Below are 18520 nucleotides of genomic sequence, written 5' to 3' on the forward strand. Positions count from 1 at the left end.
CGCACCCGGGCGCCTGAGGGATTAGGCTTGATGCTCGGATGGAAGCGGGCGGTCGAAGCCGCTCGGTCATGAGAAATCAACGGAGAGAGTGGGCGATCGGCTGTGTCGAGCCAATTGACCGGAGTGGGGACCGAAGACGGGTCCTCGGGAGAATTCGGAGCCAACGAGTGGCTGGTGGACGAACTGTACGAGCAGTTCGTCCACGACAAGAACTCGGTCGACAAGTCGTGGTGGCCGATCCTGGAGAACTACCACCCGGCGGTGAAGGACCAGTCCATCCCGTCGCCGGATGAGACGCCCGCGCCGACCCCGGCCGAGCCGACTGCGCCGACCCCGGCCGAGCCGACGGCACCGAGCCCGGCGGAGCCCACCGTCCCCGCACCGTCCGAGCCGACGACACCGGCCGCACCCGCGGGCGGCGCCCCCGCCCCGCACCCGAACGAGCCGAAGCCCGTCACCACCCCCATCCCGGTGATCGGCCAGCAGCCCGTCGCGCGCACCACGTCCGTCGCGCCCAAGCCGCAGCCGGTCCCGGCCGACGCGCCGGTGACCGCCCCCAACGCGACGCTCGACGCCGCCGAGGAGGACAAGGTCACCCCGCTGCGCGGCATGTCCAAGACCCTCGCCACGAACATGGACGCGTCGCTCACGGTCCCGACCGCGACGAGCGTCCGCACCATCCCGGCGAAGCTGATGATCGACAACCGCATCGTCATCAACAACCACCTGAAGCGCGCCCGCGGCGGCAAGGTCTCCTTCACGCACCTCATTGGCTGGGCGCTCATCCAGGCGCTCAAGGAGTTCCCGAGCCAGAACGTCTACTACGACGAGGTCGACGGCAAGCCGTCCGTCGTGGCTCCCGCGCACATCAACCTCGGTATCGCGATCGACGTGCCGAAGCCCGACGGGACGCGCGCCCTCCTCGTCCCGAGCATCAAGCGCGCCGACACCATGCGCTTCGGCGAGTACCTCGCCGCGTACGAGGAGCTGGTCGGGAAGGCCCGCGCCAACAAGCTCACCGCCGGCGACTTCGCCGGCACCACGATCTCCCTCACCAACCCCGGCGGCATCGGGACGGTGCACTCCGTCCCGCGCCTGATGAAGGGCCAGGGCGCCATCATCGGCGCCGGTGCGCTCGAGTACCCGGCCGAGTTCCAGGGCTCCAGCGAGAAGACGCTCGCCGGGCTCGCCATCGGCAAGACCATCACGCTCACCAGCACGTACGACCACCGCGTCATCCAGGGCGCCGGATCGGGCGAGTTCCTGAAGATCGTGCACGAGATGCTGATCGGCAAGCGCAACTTCTACGAGGACATCTTCGCCGAGCTGCGCATCCCGTACATGCCGATCCACTGGAACCCGGACATCTCGGTCGACCTGGCCAGCGCCGTCGACAAGACCGCCCGCGTGCAGGAGCTCATCAACTCGTACCGCGTCCGCGGCCACCTGATGGCCGACATCGACCCGCTCGAGTACAAGCAGCGCACCCACCCCGACCTCGAGATCGAGAGCCACGGCCTCACCTTCTGGGATCTCGACCGCGAGTTCGTCACCGGCCAGTTCGGCGGCGACCGGCGCAAGATGAAGCTGCGCGACATCCTCGGCGTGCTGCGCGACTCGTACTGCCGCACGGTCGGCATCGAGTACATGCACATCCAGGACCCGGCCCAGCGCAAGTGGTTCCAGGACAAGCTGGAGCGCCCCTACGAGAAGCCGACCCACGACGAGCAGCTGCGCATCCTCGGCAAGCTCAACGAGGCCGAGGCGTTCGAGACGTTCCTGCAGACCAAGTACGTCGGCCAGAAGCGGTTCAGCCTGGAGGGCGGCGAGTCGACCATCCCGCTGCTCGACGCGATCATCCAGGGCGCGGCGGAGTCCGGCCTCGACGAGGTCGCGATCGGCATGGCCCACCGCGGCCGCCTCAACGTGCTGACGAACATCGCCGGCAAGACGTACGGGCAGATCTTCCGCGAGTTCGAGGGCACTCAGGACCCGAAGACGGTCCAGGGCTCCGGCGACGTGAAGTACCACCTCGGTACCGAGGGCACCTTCAAGGGCGCGGGCGGCGAGGAGATCCCGGTCTACCTCGCGGCGAACCCGTCGCACCTGGAGGCGGTCGACGGCGTGCTCGAGGGCATCGTCCGCGCCAAGCAGGACCGCCGTCCCGCCGGCTCGTTCCTCACGCTGCCGATCCTCATCCACGGCGACGCGGCCATGGCCGGCCAGGGCGTCGTCGTCGAGACGATGCAGATGTCGCAGCTGCGGGCCTACCGCACCGGCGGCACCATCCACGTCAACATCAACAACCAGGTCGGCTTCACCACGCCTCCCGGCGAGGGCCGCACGTCGGTCTACTCGACCGACGTGGCCAAGACCATCCAGGCGCCGATCTTCCACGTGAACGGCGACGACCCGGAGGCCGTGGTCCGCGTCGCGGAGCTGGCGTTCGCGTACCGCCAGGAGTTCAAGCGCGACGTCGTCATCGACCTGGTCTGCTACCGCCGCCGCGGTCACAACGAGGGCGACGACCCGTCGATGACCCAGCCGCTGATGTACAGCCTGATCGAGGCGAAGCGCTCCGTCCGCCGCCTGTACACCGAGGCGCTGGTCGGCCGCGGCGACATCACCGAGGAGGAGTACGAGCAGGCGCACCGCGACTTCCAGGACCGCCTGGAGCGCGCGTTCATGGAGACGCACGCGGCGCAGACCCACTCGACGCCGATCCCGACGCAGGACGCCGGCGACCTCGACGCCACCCCGCAGGAGGACAACGTCGGCGAGCCGGACACCACCGCGGTGAGCGAGCAGGTCATCCACATGATCGGCGACGCGTTCGACAACCCGCCCGCGGGCTTCACCGTGCACCCCAAGCTGCAGCAGCTGCTCACCAAGCGCCGCGAGATGAGCCGCAACGGCACGATCGACTGGGGCTTCGGCGAGCTGCTCGCGCTCGGCACCCTGCTCGTCGAGGGCACTCCGGTGCGCCTCGCCGGTCAGGACGCCCGGCGCGGCACCTTCGTGCAGCGCCACGCCGTTCTGCACGACCGCGTCAACGGCCAGGAGTGGCTGCCGCTCGCGAACCTGAGCGACAACCAGGCGAAGTTCTGGATCTACGACTCGCTGCTCAGCGAGTACGCCGCGATGGGCTTCGAGTACGGCTACTCGGTGGAGCGCCCGGACGCGCTCGTGCTGTGGGAGGCCCAGTTCGGCGACTTCGCCGACGGCGCCCAGATCATCATCGACGAGTTCATCTCCGCGGCCGAGCAGAAGTGGGGTCAGCGGTCGTCGCTGGTCCTGCTCCTCCCCCACGGCTACGAGGGCCAGGGACCGGACCACTCCAGCGCCCGCATCGAGCGATACCTGCAGATGTGCGCCGAGAACAACATGACCGTCGCACGTCCGTCCACCCCGGCGTCGTACTTCCACCTGCTGCGCCGCCAGGCGTACGCGCGCCCGCGCCGCCCGCTCATCGTCTTCACCCCGAAGGCGATGCTCCGGCTGCGCGGTGCGTCGAGCAACGTGGAGGACTTCACCAACGGCCGCTTCGAGCCGGTCATCGACGACGCCCGGATCGAGGACAAGTCGGCCGTGAAGCGCGTGCTCCTCATGGCGGGCAAGCTGTACTACGACCTCCTCAACGAGCTGGAGAAGAACCCCAACCCGGGGATCGCGCTGGTGCGGGTGGAGCAGTACTACCCGTTGCCCGCCGCCGAGCTGAAGGCCGTGGTCGACTCCTACCCGAACGCGGAGCTCGTCTGGGTGCAGGACGAGCCTGAGAACCAGGGCGCCTGGCCGTACATGATCCTGGAGACCTCGAAGCTGGGGCCGCGCCCGCTCGGTGTCGTGTCGCGCCCGCCGTCGGCGTCGCCCGCCGCCGGGTCGGCGAAGCGCCACGCGCAGGAGCAGCAGGTGCTCATCCAGCGCGCGCTGACGCTGTAGGTCGGCCGTCGTCGAGAGCCCCGGTCCGCATGCGCGGGCCCGGGGCTCTCGCGCTTCTCAGGCGTCCGCCGCGCAGCGGAACCCGATGTGCGTCGTCGCGGTGTCCTCCGCTTGGGGCGAGCGCGCCGCCGGGCGGAAGCGCAGGCAGTAGTCCGGGCTGCAGAGGTAGGAGCCGCCCTTCAGCACCCGGCGCGGCGTCGCGGAGCCGGGCTCGGCGCTCGACGCGGCGAAGAGGTCGGCGCGCGCACCCCGGTCCGGCGCGTGCGCACCTGGCACGGTGTGCCGCGGCGCGTAGTAGTCGCTCGTCCACTCCCAGACGTTGCCGATCATGTCGAACAGGCCGTACCCGTTCGCCGGGTACGACCCGACGGGGGCCGGCGTCGCACCGAAGCGACCGCGGTTGTCCCACGGGAACCGGCCGATCCACGAGTTGGCCTGCGCCTCACCGCCCGGGTACGCTTCCTCGCCCCAGGCGAAGCGGGCGCCGTCGATGCCGCCGCGCGCCGCGTACTCGTGCTCCGCCTCCGTGGGCAGCCGTTTGCCTGCCCACGCCGCATACGCCGTCGCATCCTCGTACGCGACCTGCACCACCGGGCGGTCCATCCGGTCGTGGATGACCGAGTCGACGCCTTCGGGATGCCGCCAGCTCGCGCCCGGCTCCCAGCGCCACCACTGCCGCCAGTCCGTGAGGTCGACCGGCCCGGCGGTCGCCGTGAACACCATGGCGCCTGGCCGCAGATCCTCCTCCGGGAGCTCGGGGAAGAGACCCGCGTCGAGCGGCCGCTCGGCGACGGTGAGGTAGCCCGTCGCCTCCACGAACGCCGCGAAGTCGGCGTTCGTGACCGTGTGGCGGTCGATGAGGAAGCCGGCGACCTCCCGCTCGTGGACCGGCTGCTCGTCGGGGTAGAACTCCGCCGACCCCATCCGGAAACGCCCGCCCGGGATGCGCACCATGTCGCCCATGCGCTCACGCTAGCGATCGGCCCCTGCCGAGAATAGCCCGGAACGGCCCGGAACGGCGCGGAGGTGCTGGTGCGCCCCCACGTCGGCGGCGTACTTTGGGCCCATGACGGTCGTCACGAGCCACCGCCTCGGCGAGCCCTGCTGGGTGGACTATCTCACCTCCGATGTCCCGCGCGCCCGCGCCTTCTACTCCGAGCTGTTCGGCTGGACGGCGGAGGAGTCGCGCAGCGGCGAGTACGTCACGTTCCGGCGCGACGGCCGAGTGGTCGCCGGCCTCGGCCCGCGGCTCGGCGATGTGGGGGCCGACGCCTGGCTCACCTACCTGCTGGTCGACGATGCGGAGCAGTCGCTGCGCACCGCGACCGCGGCCGGCGCGCACGTGCTCGTCCCGGCCGAACCCGTCGGCACCGAGGGCACCCTCGCCGTGATCGCCGACCCGGGCGGCGCCGTGGTCGGGATGTGGGATCCGGTGGACCACCGGGGTTTCGACCTCGTCGCCGAGGTGGGCGCGGCCTCCTGGCACGAGCTCTACGCCCGCAGCTACCCGGCGCAGGTCGACTTCTACACGAGTGTCTTCGGCTGGCGCACCCACGTGCTCGGCGACACCGCCGACTTCCGGTACGTCACCTTCGGCGACCCGGAGGCGCCGGCGGGCGGTGTCTTCGACGCCGATGGGATGCTGCCGCCGGGCCTCCCCTCGCACTGGGTCGTCTACTTCGGGGTGGCCGACGCGGCTGCCGCATCGCAGCGCGTCCTCGACCTCGGCGGAACGGTCGTCCGCGACCCGTGGGACAGCGAGTTCGGCCGCTTCGCGCAGGTCACCGATCCACTCGGCGGCCTGTTCTTCCTGCACGAGGCCGGGTCGGGCAGCGCCGCCCAGAGCGGCCGGCCGCCCGCTGATTCGTCACGAATCGCGCCCCTTCGTGACGAATGGCGCGCATTCGTCACGAGTCGCGGCTCAGTGGACGGTCGCCTGGAACGACCGGATGCGCAGCAGCACCTCGGTGCGCAGCGTCTCGGGCGCGGTCTCCTTGCACGCCCGCTGCACCACCTCGGTCAGCACCACGTTGAGGTGAGCCTCGTCGGAGCATCCGGCGCAGTTCGCCAGGTGCTCGCGCACGTCGGCAGCATCCTCGCTGCACAGCTCGTTGCGCAGGTACTCCTCGAGTTCGGCCTTCGCCTTCTCGCAGCCGCAGTCCGTCATTTCTTGCTCCTGGTGGTCTGCACGGCCCGGTCCCCCTGGACGGCGGAGAGACCGCGCTCGTGCGCGTAGTCGGTCAGAAGCTCCCGGAGCATGCGACGGCCGCGGTGCAGGCGGCTCATCACGGTGCCGATCGGGGTCTTCATGATGTCGGCGATCTCCTGGTAAGAGAACCCCTCGACATCGGCGAGGTACACGGCCAGCCGGAAGTCCTCCGGGATGGCCTGCAGCGCGTCCTTGACGGCGCTGTCCGGCAGGTGGTCGATCGCCTCGGCCTCGGCCGAGCGGCTCGACGACGAGGACATGGACTCCGCGCCCCCCAGCTGCCAGTCCTCGAGCTCGTCGATCGTCCCCTGGTAGGGCTCGCGCTGCTTCTTGCGGTAGGTGTTGATGAACGTGTTCGTGAGGATGCGGTACAGCCACGCCTTCAGGTTGGTGCCCTGCTGGAACTGGCCGAAGGCGGCGTACGCCTTCACGAAGGTCTCCTGCACGAGGTCCTGCGCGTCGGAGGGGTTCCTGGTCATGCGCAGGGCGGCCGCGTACAGCTGATCCATGAAGGGGAGGGCCTGCTCCTCGAAGAGGTTGCCCACGTCCTCGGTTTCGGTGCTCATCAGCGCCCAGTCTAGTTCCGGCGCCCGTTCTGCGCCCCCGGCGACGGATACCGCACGGCCGGCAGGCCGGCGTGTACGGACGCGGGGAGCGTCGAGCACGGCGGTAGCGGCCACGAGCTGATCCTTCCTGGGCGTTCGAACACGGATAATCTTGACAACAATGCTGATCTCGAAATATTCCGCTCCCGACTTCGACCCGTACGGCGACAACCGCGCCGACGAGCCGAACACGCTGTGGCCGGCGCCCGTCGCGTCCGGTCCGGTGCGCGCCATCGTGTCGCTCCCCGGCTCCAAGTCGCTGACCGCGCGGGAGCTGGTGCTCGCCGCTCTCGCCGACGGCCCTTCGCTGCTGCGCTCCCCGCTGCACTCCCGCGACAGCGCCAACATGGTGGAGGCGCTGCGGGCGCTCGGCGTCGGCATCGAGGAGCGCGCGGGCGCGGGCGAGTTCGGTGCCGACCTCCTGGTCACCCCCGCGGAGGAGCTGCTCGGCAGCACGACCATCGAGTGCGGGCAGGCGGGCACGGTCATGCGGTTCGTCCCGCCGATCGCCGGGCTCGCGCTCGGGCCGACGATGTTCGACGCGGACGACTCCGCGCGCGGTCGCCCGATGGGCGCGATCATCGGCGCGCTCCGCTCGCTCGGCGTCGACGTGAACGACGACGGCCGCGGCTCGCTCCCGTTCACCGTGCACGGCACCGGAAGCGTCGCCGGCGGAGCGGTCGAGGTGGATGCGTCGAGCTCGAGCCAGTTCGTCAGCGCCCTCCTGCTCTCGGCCAGCCGCTTCGAGAACGGCCTCGACCTCACCCACTCCGGCGAGCGCCTGCCCAGCCTTCCGCACATCGAGATGACGATCGCCGCCCTCGCGGCCCGCGGGGTGACCGTCGAGTCGCCGGAGACGGGGCGCTGGATCGTCTCCCCCGGCGCCATCGGCGCACGCGACGTCGACATCGAGCCCGACCTGTCGAACGCGGCCCCGTTCCTGGCGGCCGCCGTGGTCACCGGCGGCAGCGTCACGATCACCGGCTGGCCGGAGTCGACCACGCAGGTGGGCGCCGACCTGGCTGACCTCCTCCCCCTCTTCGGCGCGACCGTGACCCGCGACGGCGACCGCCTGACGGTCACCGGGCCGGAGCGGCCGAACGGCGTCACCCTCGACCTCAGCACCGGCGGCGAGCTCGCCCCCGCCCTCGTCGCGATCGCCGCCCTCGCCGACGGCCCGAGCGAGATCACCGGGATCGGCCACATCCGCCACCACGAGACCGACCGTCTGGCGGCGCTGGCGGCCGAGATCAACGGCCTCGGCGGGCGCGTCACCGAGCTCGAGGACGGCCTGCGCATCGAGCCGCAGCCGCTCCACGGCGGAGTGTGGCGCAGCTACGAGGACCACCGCATGGCGACCGCCGGCGCCATCGTCGGGCTGGTCGTGCCGGGTGTGGAGATCGAGAACGTCGCGACCACCGCGAAGACGCTGCCGCAGTTCACCGAGCTGTGGGGCAGGATGCTGCAGGGCGGTTCCCGCTAGATGTCGTGGTGGACGGATGACGACGACGAGGACGACGACGACCTCGATCTGTACGACGAGTCCACCGTGCGCAGCCGCCCGAACCCTAAGGGCAACCGCCCGCGCACGAAGACCCGGCCGGAGCACGCCGACGCCCGGATCGCGCGAGTGCTCGGCGTCGACCGCGGCCGCTACACCGTGCTGCTGGACGAGGACACCCCCGACGAACGCCAGGTGACCGCCGCCCGGGCGAGCGAGCTGCGCAGAAACCCCATCGTCAACGGCGACCGCGTCGCCGTGGTGGGCGACACCACGGGCGAGGAGGGCACCCTGGCCCGCATCGTCCGCATCGAGCCGCGCACCACCCTGCTGCGCCGGAGCGCCGACGACACCGACGAGGTGGAGCGCGTGATCGTCGCCAACGCCGACCAGATGCTGATCGTGGTCGCCGCCGCCAACCCCGAGCCGCGCACGCGCCTGGTCGACCGCTACCTGGTCGCGGCCTACGACGCCGGCATCGAGCCGATGCTCTGCGTCACCAAGACCGATCTCGCCGACCCGGAGCCGTTCCTGGCGAACTTCGCCGGGCTCGACCTGCCGGTCTTCACCAGCCGGCAGGACGACATCCCGCTGCACGCCATCACCGCCGCCCTGGTGGGCCACGACACGGTGGTGGTCGGGCACTCCGGTGTGGGCAAGTCGACGCTGGTGAACGCGCTGGTGCCGAGCGCGAAGCGCGCCACCGGTCACGTCAACGAGGTGACCGGCCGCGGCCGCCACACCTCGTCGTCGACGGTGTCGCTGCGGGTGGAGGACGGCGCCGGCCACCATGGCTGGGTCATCGACACGCCTGGCGTGCGGTCGTTCGGGCTCGGGCACGTGAACACCGACAGCATCCTGAAGGCCTTCACCGACCTGGCGCAGCTCGCGGAGGACTGCCCGCGCGGCTGCACCCACCTGCCCGACGCCCCGGACTGCGCCATCGTCGAGGCGGTCGAGGCGGGCCGGCTCGGCGAGGCCGGACGTGCCAGGCTCGACTCGCTGCAGCGGCTGCTGGCGCCCTTCGCGCGCTGACGGCCGGCCCACCGGTGGGTGCCGTTCCCTGCGAGAATGGACGCATGACGGATGTGCGACTCGAGGCGGGCGAGCAGGCTCCCGCGTTCAGCCTGACCGACCAGGACGGCGACTCGGTCTCGCTCGGCGACTTCGCCGGCGAGAACGTGATCGTGTACTTCTACCCGGCGGCGATGACGCCGGGCTGCACCAAGGAGGCGTGCGACTTCCGCGACAACCTCAACTCGCTGAAGTCGGCGGGCTACCAGGTGATCGGGATCTCGAAGGACGCGCCCGCGAAGAACAAGGAGTTCCAGGAGCAGGAGGGCCTCAACTTCCCGCTGCTCTCGGATGAGGACCTGGCCGTGCACAAGGCGTACGGCGCGTACGGCGAGAAGAAGCTCTACGGCAAGACGGTCGAGGGCGTGATCCGCTCGACGTTCGTGGTCGACCCGGACGGCTCCCTGCGCCTGCCGCTCTACAACGTGAAGGCCACCGGCCACGTCGCGTCGCTGCGCAAGAAGCTCGGCATCGACGCGTAGCCGCCGCACCGATTCGTGCCGAATGTGCGCTTTCGCCGCGCGATAGCGTGCATTCGGCACGAATCTCGCGGGGTCAGGCGGGGAGCCGCGGGACCGATGCCAGCAGGCGTCGCGTGTAGGTGTCCCGCGGCGAGCCGAGCACCTCGGTCGTCGGGCCGTGCTCGACCACCCGGCCCGCGCGCAGCACGACGGTGTCGGCGCACAGCGACCCGACCACGCTGAGGTCGTGCGACACCATGACCACGGTCATGCCCTCGCTGCGGGCGAGCTCCCCGAGGAGCTCGATGATCTGGATGCGGGTCGTCACGTCGAGCGCGCTCACCGGCTCGTCCGCGAGCAGCACCCGCGGCCGGGACACGATCGCGCGGGCGATCGCGATGCGCTGCCGCTGACCGCCGGAGAACTCGTGCGGATAGCGCCCTGCGGCGTCCGCGGGCAGGGCCACCGCCTCCAGCGCCGCCGAGACCCGGCCCGTGGCGTCCACCCTGCGCGCAAGCCCGAGGGAGGTCAGCGGCTCGCCCACGATGCGGCCGACGCTCTGCCGCGGGTCGAGCGACGAGTACGGATCCTGGAAGACCGGCTGCACGCTCCGGCGGAACGCGCGCATCCGTTCCCGGTCGCGTGCGTCGAGCGGCCGGCCGTCGAACAGCACCGCGCCGCTGGTCGGGCGGGCGAGCCCGAGCAGGAGCGAGAGGGCGGTCGTCTTGCCCGCGCCCGACTCGCCGACGATGCCGAGACTTCGGCCCTCCTCGACGGCGAAGGAGACGTCGTCGAGGGCCGGCGTGGGGGCGCGGCGGTAGCGCAGGCCTGCCCGCTGCAGCTCGAGGATGGCCGTCATCGCACCTCCAGAGCGGCGTCGAGTTCGCGGGCGCTGCGCACCAGTTCGGCCGTGTACGGCGCCTGAGGCGCGCGGAGGAGCCTCTGCACCGGCCCCTCCTCGATCACACGGCCGTCGCGCAGCACGAGGGCCCGCTGTGCCATCCGGGACACCACGGCGAGGTCGTGGCTGACGAAGAGCAGCGCCATGCCGCGCTCGGCGACGAGCCGCTCGATCAGAGCGAGCACCTCGGCCTGCACGGTCACGTCGAGCGCCGTGGTCGGCTCGTCGGCGATCAGGAGCCGCGGGCGGCACGCCAGCGCCGCGGCGATCGCCACGCGCTGCCGCTGACCGCCGGAGATCTCCCACGAGTACGCGCGCGCGATACGTTCCGGTTCCGGAAGCCCGACCTCGGCCAGCGCCTCCCGCACCGCCGAGCGGAGCGCATCGCCGCGCAGCCCGAGATGGCGACGGAGCGGCTCGGCGACCTGCCGGCCGAGTCGCATCAGCGGGTCGAGCGCGGTCATCGGCTCCTGGAAGACCGTGGAGGCGACCCGGCCGCGCAGCGGTACCAGGTCGCGCTCGCGCGCGCCGACGACCTGCACGCCGTCGAGCACCACGCTGCCCGAGGAGGACAGCCCCTCCGGCAGCAGCCCGGTGAGCGCGAACGACGTGAGGGACTTGCCCGACCCGGATTCCCCGATCAGGCTCAGCCGCTCCCCCGGAGCCAGGGAGAACGAGACGTCGCGGACCAGGGTGGACCCGTCGCGGGTCGCCACCGACAGCCCCTCGACCTCGAGGATCGGTGCCCCGGCGCGCACGGCGGCGTCGTCGCCGATGACCTCGGCGCTCATCGCGACCTCCTCCGTGTCGGGTCAGCGACATCCCGCAGACCGTCGGCGACCAGGTTCACACCGACCACGAGCACCACCAGGGCGACCCCGGGCGCGATCGCGCCGACGGGGGCCGTGGACACCGTGCCCTGCGCCTCCTGGAGCAGCCGGCCCCACGACGCATTCGGCGGCGGAGCGCCGAGCCCCAGGTACGACAGGCTCGCCTCCGCCAGCACCGCGACGCCGAACTGCAGCGCGAGGTTGACGCTGAGCGTCGGCCAGATGTTGGGCAGGATGTGCCGGCCGACGATGCCCGGCCACGACGTGCCGGAGGTGCGCGCCGCGGTCACGAACTGCTGCGCGAGCACCCGCTTCGCGAGCACACGGGTGAGCCGCGCGACGACCGCCGACATGGCGAGCCCGATCGCGACGATGGCCGTGCCGAGCGACGCGCCCTGCGCCGCCACGATCAGCATGGCGAGCAGCAGCGTCGGAAAAGCGATCAGGATGTCGAGGACGGCCGACAGGGTGTCGTCGAGCCACTTGGTGGCGAACGCCGCGAGCAGGCCGAGCGTCACGCCCACCAGGGCGCCGATGACCACAGACCCGAGGCCGACGGCGAGTGCGATGCGCGCGCCGATCATCAGCTGCGTGAGCAGGTCGCGGCCGAAGCGGTCGGTGCCGAGCCAGTGCGCCGCGCTCGGCTGCTCCAGCCGCGTGCCGGAGGTGTCGCCCTGCGCATAGGGCAGCCAGACGAAGGAGACGGCGGCCACGATCACGACCAGGCCCACCAGCGTCAGCCCGAGCCCCAAGGACACCGAACGGCGGACGCGCCTCCGCGGCCGCCCGGCCGGCTCGGGCGACGCGGACTCCGTCGCCTGCTCCACGATGGCGCTCATACGTTCCCCGAGATGCTGCGCCGCAGCCGCGGGTCGACGATGCGCTGGGCGATGTCGGCGAGGAAGCCGACGATCAACACGAGCAGCGTGGAGACGAACAGGATGCCCTGGATGTTCGGGTAGTCGTGCTGCTCGATCGCCTTGAGCAGCATGCTGCCGAGGCCCGGCAGCGTGAAGACGCTCTCGACCACCACCGCGCCGAGGAAGGTCGTCGCCAGCTCGATGCCGAGCACTGAGATCACCGGCACGGCCCCGTTGCGGAGTCCGTGCCGCCGCATCGCACGCCCGAAGCCGGAGCCGAGCGCGCGGGCGTTGCGCAGGTACTCGCTGCCCATCACATCCAGCGTCGCACTGCGGACGTAGCGGGCGATGGAGGCGCTCATCACGATCGCGATGGTCACGACCGGAAGGGCGAGCGAGGTGAGCGCCGCATTCGGGTCGGCCCAGTCGTCGCGCGGGAACCCGCCGGACGGGAACCAGCCAAGGGTGATGGCGAACACATCGACCAGCAGGATGCCCACCCAGAACACCGGGACCGCGATGCCGAGCTGCGAGAAGACGGACAGCACGACGCCGTACCACCGGTCGGCCTTCCACGCCGCGACGAAGCCGATGGGGAGCGCGAGGACCAGCGCGAGGACGAACGAGAGCAGCGTCAACGGCACAGTCACGGACAGCCGGGCAGCGATCTCGGGCCCGACCGGGAGGGAGCTGATGAACGACTGCCCCAGATCGAAGGTGAGCAGGCTGCCGAACCAGGTGACGAACTGCTGCAGCAGCGGCTGGTCGCTGCCCACCTGGCGCTGCGCCGCCGCGATCTGCTCCTTCGTCGCCCCGACCGAGAGCAGCGCATTGGACGGGTCGCCCGGGAGGACGCGCAGCAGGAAGAACAGCACGACCATGGCCAGCAGCAGCGACACCACGAGGAACGCGGTGCGACGGAGGAGGTAGAGGGCCATGGTCTTCTCAGCGTAGATGCTCGGGAAACCGCGTCCGCGGCTCCCCGAGCATCTGTGGACAACTCGTGCGGGGCGTTACTTCTTCACGATGTCGTAGACGAAGAACTGCGAGTTCAGACCGTTCACCGGGTAGCCGGTCACCGAGCTGTCCGAGACGACGATCTGCGGGTACAGGTACAGCCAGGCGCTGGCCGCATCCTTCGCGATCTGCTCGTTGACCTGCTTCAGCTTCGCGGTCTGCTCGGCCGTCGTCTTGGCCTGCTCCGCCTCGTTCACCCACGCGGTCACCTGCGGGTTGTCGTAGCCCCAGTAGAAGTCGGGGTTGCCGTACCAGACCACGTCGCGGTCGTTGACGTGCTCCTGCAGGGTCGCGGTGAAGTCGTGGTTCTTGAACACCTTGGTGTACCACTCGTCGGCCGAGATGGAGTTGATGTTCACCGTCACGCCGACCTTCGCCAGCTCGCTCTTCAGGAACTCCGCCACCGCCGGGTGCGGGTCGTAGGTCGGGGTGTCGAGGGTGAAGCTGAAGCCGTTCGCGAAACCGGCTTCGGCCAGCTCCTTCTTCGCCAGGTTCACGTCGTACGGGTTCACCTTGGTGAGGTCCTCGTACCAGGGGTCGCTCGGCGGCACCATCGACCCGATCAGCGTGCCGTAGTCACCCCAGATCGAGTTGAGCAGCTTCTTCGTGTCGATCGCCGAGTAGACCGCCTTGCGGACCTCGACGTTGTCGAACGGCGCGACCTTGTCGTTGAAGGCCAGCAGCTCCTTGGTCGTCGACTTGCCGTTGGAGATGGTGTAGTCCTTGTTGCCCTCGAACGTGCTCAGCGCGTCGGGGCTCTGGATGCTCGTCACGATGTCGACCTGCTTGGTCTGCAGCGCGTTCGACAGGGCGGAGGCGTCGGTGAAGTAGTCGAACTCCACTTCCTTGTTCTTGGCCTTGTCGCCCCAGTAGCCGTTCCAGCGCTCGAGGCTCAGCGAGCTCCCGCGCTTCCAGGTGCCCAGGGTGTAGGGGCCGGTGCCGTCCTCGGCGGTCTTGTAGTTCGTCTTCCCGGGGCCGTAGATCCAGACGTAGCTCAGGTTGTACGGCAGCGAGATGGACCGCGACGACAGCGTGATCGTGACGGTCTTGTCGTCGGGGGTGTCGATGCTCTTGATGACGGCCAGCTGCGACTTGCGCGCCGACTGCGAGTCCTTCGCGGTCACCCGCTCGATGCTGCGCTTCACGTCGGCGCTGGTCAGCGCCTTCCCGGAGTGGAACTTCACTCCGTCGCGCAGCGTGAACGTGTACGTCAGGCCGTCCTCGCTGGTCGTGTACTTCGTCGCGAGCAGCGGCTCGACCTTGCCGTCGTCGGCCAGCTTGAACAGGCCCTCGTAGACGTTGCCGTTCAGCGCCTCGGTGACGCCCTGGCCGCCGCCGGCCGTGTTGTCGAGGTTGACGGGCTCATAGAGCGAGCCGATGGCGATGGACGCGTCGGTGCCGCCCGCGGACGACGACGACGCACCCGCGCAGCCGGCGAGCGTCAGGGCCGAGGCCAGGCCGATCGCGAGCGTGGCGAGCAGGGAAGTCTTTCTCAACGTGGTTCTCCAGTGCTGTGGGGGGATGGATGCGGCGGGCCCGGGTGCACGGGCTCCGCTCAGTGCTGGGCGCCGCCGGCGAACCGTACGCGCTTCTCGCCTGCGGTGACCGCGACGGGGAAGCGGTTGTTGCGCGGCGGCAGCGGACAGTTGTACTGGTCCGAGAAGCCGCACGGTGGCACGAACGCGCGGTTGAAGTCGAGGACCACACGGTCGTCGTCTCCGCGCTGCACGAACAGGAAGCGGCCGGACGCGTACGTCCTGTCTTCGCCGTCGGCGCCGTTGCTCGGGTCGCCGAAGACGAGGAGCAGCGTCCCGTCGTCATCGAAGGCGCTCAGCGTGTACTCGACGCCGTCGCGCTCGAAGGCGATGTCCCCCGGGACGACCAGGTCGCGGGTGAGGCCGTTGTCCCGGATGTGCTCGAATGGGATGGTGCGGTCGTCGGCGACCGGCGTGAAGGTGGCCTCCACGACCCAGCTGGGGTCGAAAGGGAAGACATCGATGGTCTCGAAATCGCGGAGGGCGGGCGACTGGGCATCCCAGAGCCGGATGCCGCGCTCAGGCTCGCCCGTCTCCAGGTTCAGGCGGGTCAGCTCGGTCGCGATCACCGTCTCCGGGTGGCCCGCGAGCGCCTGCTCCGGCGTGGTCTCGTCGCCCGGCTGCAGCCAGCGGGTCTCGATCAGCGCGAGGTTGCCGGTGGCCGCGGTGACGCCGGCGAGACGGGAGGCACGCCAGGCGTCCCATCCTTCCCGGGCGCGCTCGATGGTCTCAGCGGATGCGGATGCGGATGCGGATGCGGTGAGGGTGGGGAGATCGGTCACGATGTCGGACATAACCATCCGAGTCTCCGACTTCTTCCCGATCCGCCCTATTCGTGTTGCTCCGTGTTGCGCGCGGTCGCGCGCACGACGGGACGGGAAACGGCCAGCACAGCGGCCACGACGGCAGGGGCCAGGAGAGCCCAGCCGAGGTCCGGGCGCGCGAACAGCCCCTGGAAGCAGCCGACGGCCACGGCCAGCTGGAGGATCTGGATGGTGAGAGCCGACGCCCGAGCCCAGCTGCGGCGGCGCAGCAGCCCGACGACCGTGGCGATGACCCACGCGGCAGCCAGCACGACGAGGACGGTCAGCGCGACGGCGGACGGATACGACTCCGGCCGCTGCGTCAGAAGTTCGTAGATCAGCCACAGCGCCAGACCCGTGACGAGAGCCGCCTCGAGGACCACGATGACGGTCAGAACGAGGAGGAGGGCGGGGCGCGGAGGGGCGCTCTGAGGGTCGGGCACTATAGCATCCTGACGTTTCTGGCTCGTGTTCTCAGCGTTATCCCATACAAAACTATTGATTCGGGATAACCACTATGGGAGCATATTCAGCGGTCGAGTTAACGCTCACAGGGTCGTGGGCAGGTCTGATTCCCCACGGATCTATGCACCCTGCAACCCGGCTGCTTACCTGCATTCTATGGCCCTCTCAGGTCAGGAAACCCAGTAAACAAGGAGCACATCTTCATGGATTGGCGCGACAAAGCCGCCTGCCTCACCGCAGACCCCGAGCTGTTCTTCCCGGTCGGCAACACCGGCCCTGCGGTCGACCAGATCGACAAGGCGAAGGCTGTCTGCGCCCGCTGCACCGTCACCGAGATCTGCCTGCAGTACGCCCTCGAGACCGGCCAGGACTCGGGCGTCTGGGGCGGCCTCTCCGAGGACGAGCGTCGCGCCCTCAAGCGTCGCGCCGCCCGCGCCCGCCGGGCCTCCTGACCCACCCGCTTCACCACCGTCGGCGCGGACCCGGGTCCAGCGACCACGACATAGCCGAGGCGGCGCTCACACACCTAGCACCCGAGCGCCCCTCGGCTTCTTCGTTCCCGCCGAGACCAACCGCCGAGGTGCTCGTCGTTGTCGGCGACACGCTGTCGCGGGTAGCAACAGCGAGCACCTCGCCGATCAGATCTTGGTGAGGTAGCGCAGCGGGACCTCGATGGTCACCTCGGTGCCCTGTCCCATCATCGTGTGCCAGTCGATCGCACCACCGAGCTCACCCTGGATGAGCGTGCGGACGATCTGCGTGCCGAGCCCGCTGCCGACCTTCCCCTCCGGCAGGCCGGAGCCGTTGTCCACGACCTTGACCGTCAGCGATTCGTCCGAGCGGCGCGCGACGATCTCGACTTCGCCCTCGCGACCGGCGAGACCGTGCTCGACCGCGTTCGTGACCAGCTCGGTCAAGGCGAGCGCGAGGGGTGTGGCGTACTCGGACGGCAGCTGGCCGAATGTGCCCGACTTCTTCGGGTGCACCGTCGTCGTGTGGCTCGCCGCGACCTCCGCGACGAGCAGCAGGACGCGGTCGAAGACGTCGTCGAAGTCCACGATCTGGGCGAGACCGGTCGACAGCGTGTCGTGGACGACCGCGATGGCCGCCACGCGCCGCATGGCCTGGCTGAGCGCCTCCCGAGCCTCCTCGGAGTGCGTGCGCCTGGCCTGGATGCGCAGCAGCGAGGCCACGGTCTGCAGGTTGTTCTTCACCCGGTGGTGGATCTCGCGGATCGTCGCATCCTTCGTGATGAGCTCGCGCTCCTGGTGGCGCTGCTCGGAGACATCGCGGCAGAGCACGATCGCCCCGACGCGCTCGCCCCGGTTGCGGATCGGGATGGCACGCAGCGACACCGTGACGCCCCGGGCCTCGATGTCGGTGCGCCAGGGGGCGCGACCCGTGACGACCAGCGGCAGGGACTCGTCCACAGTGATGGTGCCGGCGAGGAGGCCGGTCGTCACGTTCGCGAGCGATTCGCCCTCCAGCTCGCCGGTGAAGCCCATCCGGTTGAAGGCGCTGAGGGCATTGGGGCTCGCGAAGGTGGTGACGCCGTCGACGTCGAGGCGGATCAGTCCGTCGGCCGCGCGCGGGGCGCCACGCCGGGGAGCCGCGGGCGCGCCGAGATCGGGGAAGTCTCCGGTCGCGATCATGTTGAACAGGTCGTTCGCGCACTCGTTGAACGTGAGCTCCTGGCGGCTGGGGGTGCGCGCCTCACTGAGGTTCGTGTGGCGGGTGATGACCGCGACGGGCTCGTCGGCCGTCTCGGGCGAGTGGACGGACAGGCGCCGGATGACGGGGACCGCGCGCACGCGCGTCGGCGTCTCCTCGTACCAGTCGGGAGCGGAGGTGTCGATGATCTGCTTCGACCGGTAGGCGTCCGTCACCTGCTGCCGCCACTCCGGCTTGATGCGCTGCCCGACGAAGTCGCGGTAGAACAGCGTCGCCGCCGAGGACGGGCGCGCGTGGGCGACCGCGACGAAGTCGTCGTCGACCGTCGGGACCCAGAGCACGATGTCGGCGAACGCGAGGTCGGCCAGCAGCTGCCAGTCGCCCACCAGCCCGTGCAGCCACTCGACATCGGCCTCCGAGGAGCGGCCGTGGGCCTGGACGAGATCACTGAGCGTCGACACGTGACCATCCTAAGCGCGACCCGGCGCTCGATGACGCGAGTTATCCACAACGCGTTCGTGCCCTGGACCTTCCGTCGGCCGCCCTGCTTGGCTGTGATCTCGCGATACCACGCGGTCGAGCAACATCGATCGACCGACACGCACCACGTAAGGAAAGAACATGCACCACCTGGCCCCCGCACCCGCCC

The 18520-nt window shown here is 70.2% G+C and carries 16 protein-coding genes and 1 pseudogene; 6 read left to right on the forward strand and 11 right to left on the reverse strand.

The window, feature by feature from the left end:
- Positions 1-102 precede the first annotated feature (102 nt).
- Positions 103-3939 carry a multifunctional oxoglutarate decarboxylase/oxoglutarate dehydrogenase thiamine pyrophosphate-binding subunit/dihydrolipoyllysine-residue succinyltransferase subunit gene (locus tag HNO83_RS06460; protein WP_175336679.1) on the forward strand — a complete coding sequence of 1279 codons (3837 nt, stop codon included), beginning with the start codon at positions 103-105 and terminating at the stop codon, positions 3937-3939.
- Between the two features lie 57 nt (positions 3940-3996).
- On the opposite strand, the gene HNO83_RS06465 is transcribed toward HNO83_RS06460, so the two are convergent.
- Positions 3997-4902, reverse strand: coding sequence for a formylglycine-generating enzyme family protein (locus HNO83_RS06465; protein WP_175336680.1), 906 nt, complete (start codon positions 4900-4902; stop codon positions 3997-3999).
- Positions 4903-5005: 103 nt separating this feature from the next.
- Here HNO83_RS06465 and HNO83_RS06470 point away from each other — a divergent pair.
- Positions 5006-5737: pseudogene (locus tag HNO83_RS06470) on the forward strand (VOC family protein); the annotation flags it as partial.
- 123 nt (positions 5738-5860) lie between these two features.
- Here the strand turns inward: HNO83_RS06470 and HNO83_RS06475 are convergent.
- Positions 5861-6106 (reverse strand): zf-HC2 domain-containing protein, encoded by a 246-nt coding sequence (locus tag HNO83_RS06475; protein ID WP_175336723.1) that lies wholly within the window; start codon positions 6104-6106, stop codon positions 5861-5863.
- The gene (locus HNO83_RS06480) at positions 6103-6714 is read right to left on the reverse strand and encodes a sigma-70 family RNA polymerase sigma factor (RefSeq protein ID WP_175336681.1); all 612 of its coding nucleotides are present in this window, start codon (positions 6712-6714) and stop codon (positions 6103-6105) included. Before HNO83_RS06480 ends, HNO83_RS06475 begins: the two co-directional genes overlap by 4 nt.
- A gap of 160 nt (positions 6715-6874) precedes the next feature.
- Here HNO83_RS06480 and aroA point away from each other — a divergent pair, with 160 nt between their 5' ends.
- Genes aroA through bcp form a run of 3 tightly spaced genes read left to right on the forward strand, consistent with a single transcriptional unit; the run spans position 6875 to position 9810 of the window.
- Positions 6875-8236, forward strand: coding sequence for a 3-phosphoshikimate 1-carboxyvinyltransferase (aroA, locus tag HNO83_RS06485; protein ID WP_175336682.1), 1362 nt, complete (start codon positions 6875-6877; stop codon positions 8234-8236).
- Complete coding sequence (gene rsgA, locus HNO83_RS06490) at positions 8237-9289, forward strand: ribosome small subunit-dependent GTPase A (protein WP_175336683.1); 1053 nt, start codon at positions 8237-8239, stop codon at positions 9287-9289.
- A 44-nt stretch (positions 9290-9333) separates the two neighbouring features.
- Positions 9334-9810 carry a thioredoxin-dependent thiol peroxidase gene (gene bcp, locus HNO83_RS06495; protein WP_175336684.1) on the forward strand — a complete coding sequence of 159 codons (477 nt, stop codon included), beginning with the start codon at positions 9334-9336 and terminating at the stop codon, positions 9808-9810.
- Between the two features lie 73 nt (positions 9811-9883).
- Here the strand turns inward: bcp and HNO83_RS06500 are convergent, their stop codons facing one another.
- The 7 genes from HNO83_RS06500 to HNO83_RS06530 form a co-directional block, all read right to left on the reverse strand.
- A complete protein-coding gene (locus tag HNO83_RS06500; protein WP_175336685.1) occupies positions 9884-10648 on the reverse strand; it encodes an ABC transporter ATP-binding protein in 765 nt (254 codons plus the stop codon).
- Complete coding sequence (locus HNO83_RS06505) at positions 10645-11481, reverse strand: ATP-binding cassette domain-containing protein (RefSeq protein WP_175336686.1); 837 nt, start codon at positions 11479-11481, stop codon at positions 10645-10647. The genes HNO83_RS06500 and HNO83_RS06505 overlap by 4 nt, the downstream gene beginning before the upstream one ends.
- Positions 11478-12359: an ABC transporter permease gene (locus tag HNO83_RS06510; protein WP_175336687.1), complete on the reverse strand. Its 882-nt coding sequence runs from the start codon at positions 12357-12359 to the stop codon at positions 11478-11480. Before HNO83_RS06510 ends, HNO83_RS06505 begins: the two co-directional genes overlap by 4 nt.
- Positions 12356-13318: an ABC transporter permease gene (locus HNO83_RS06515; protein ID WP_175336688.1), complete on the reverse strand. Its 963-nt coding sequence runs from the start codon at positions 13316-13318 to the stop codon at positions 12356-12358. Before HNO83_RS06515 ends, HNO83_RS06510 begins: the two co-directional genes overlap by 4 nt.
- A gap of 75 nt (positions 13319-13393) precedes the next feature.
- Positions 13394-14893 (reverse strand): ABC transporter substrate-binding protein, encoded by a 1500-nt coding sequence (locus HNO83_RS06520; protein ID WP_249776524.1) that lies wholly within the window; start codon positions 14891-14893, stop codon positions 13394-13396.
- Positions 14894-14952: 59 nt separating this feature from the next.
- Positions 14953-15726, reverse strand: coding sequence for a DUF1684 domain-containing protein (locus HNO83_RS06525; RefSeq protein ID WP_175336689.1), 774 nt, complete (start codon positions 15724-15726; stop codon positions 14953-14955).
- A gap of 35 nt (positions 15727-15761) precedes the next feature.
- The gene (locus HNO83_RS06530; protein WP_349627094.1) at positions 15762-16178 is read right to left on the reverse strand and encodes a hypothetical protein; all 417 of its coding nucleotides are present in this window, start codon (positions 16176-16178) and stop codon (positions 15762-15764) included.
- A gap of 225 nt (positions 16179-16403) precedes the next feature.
- Here HNO83_RS06530 and HNO83_RS06535 point away from each other — a divergent pair, with 225 nt between their 5' ends.
- Entirely contained in the window at positions 16404-16652 is a 249-nt protein-coding gene (locus HNO83_RS06535) for a WhiB family transcriptional regulator (RefSeq protein ID WP_018190103.1), read from the forward strand.
- Between the two features lie 186 nt (positions 16653-16838).
- Here the strand turns inward: HNO83_RS06535 and HNO83_RS06540 are convergent, their stop codons facing one another.
- On the reverse strand, positions 16839-18332 hold the full coding sequence (locus tag HNO83_RS06540; RefSeq protein WP_175336690.1) for a sensor histidine kinase: 1494 nt from the start codon (positions 18330-18332) through the stop codon (positions 16839-16841).
- Between the last annotated feature and the right edge of the window lie 188 nt (positions 18333-18520).

It is taken from the genome of Leifsonia sp. C5G2, from assembly GCF_013359685.1.
Classification (GTDB): Bacteria; Actinomycetota; Actinomycetes; order Actinomycetales; family Microbacteriaceae; genus Leifsonia.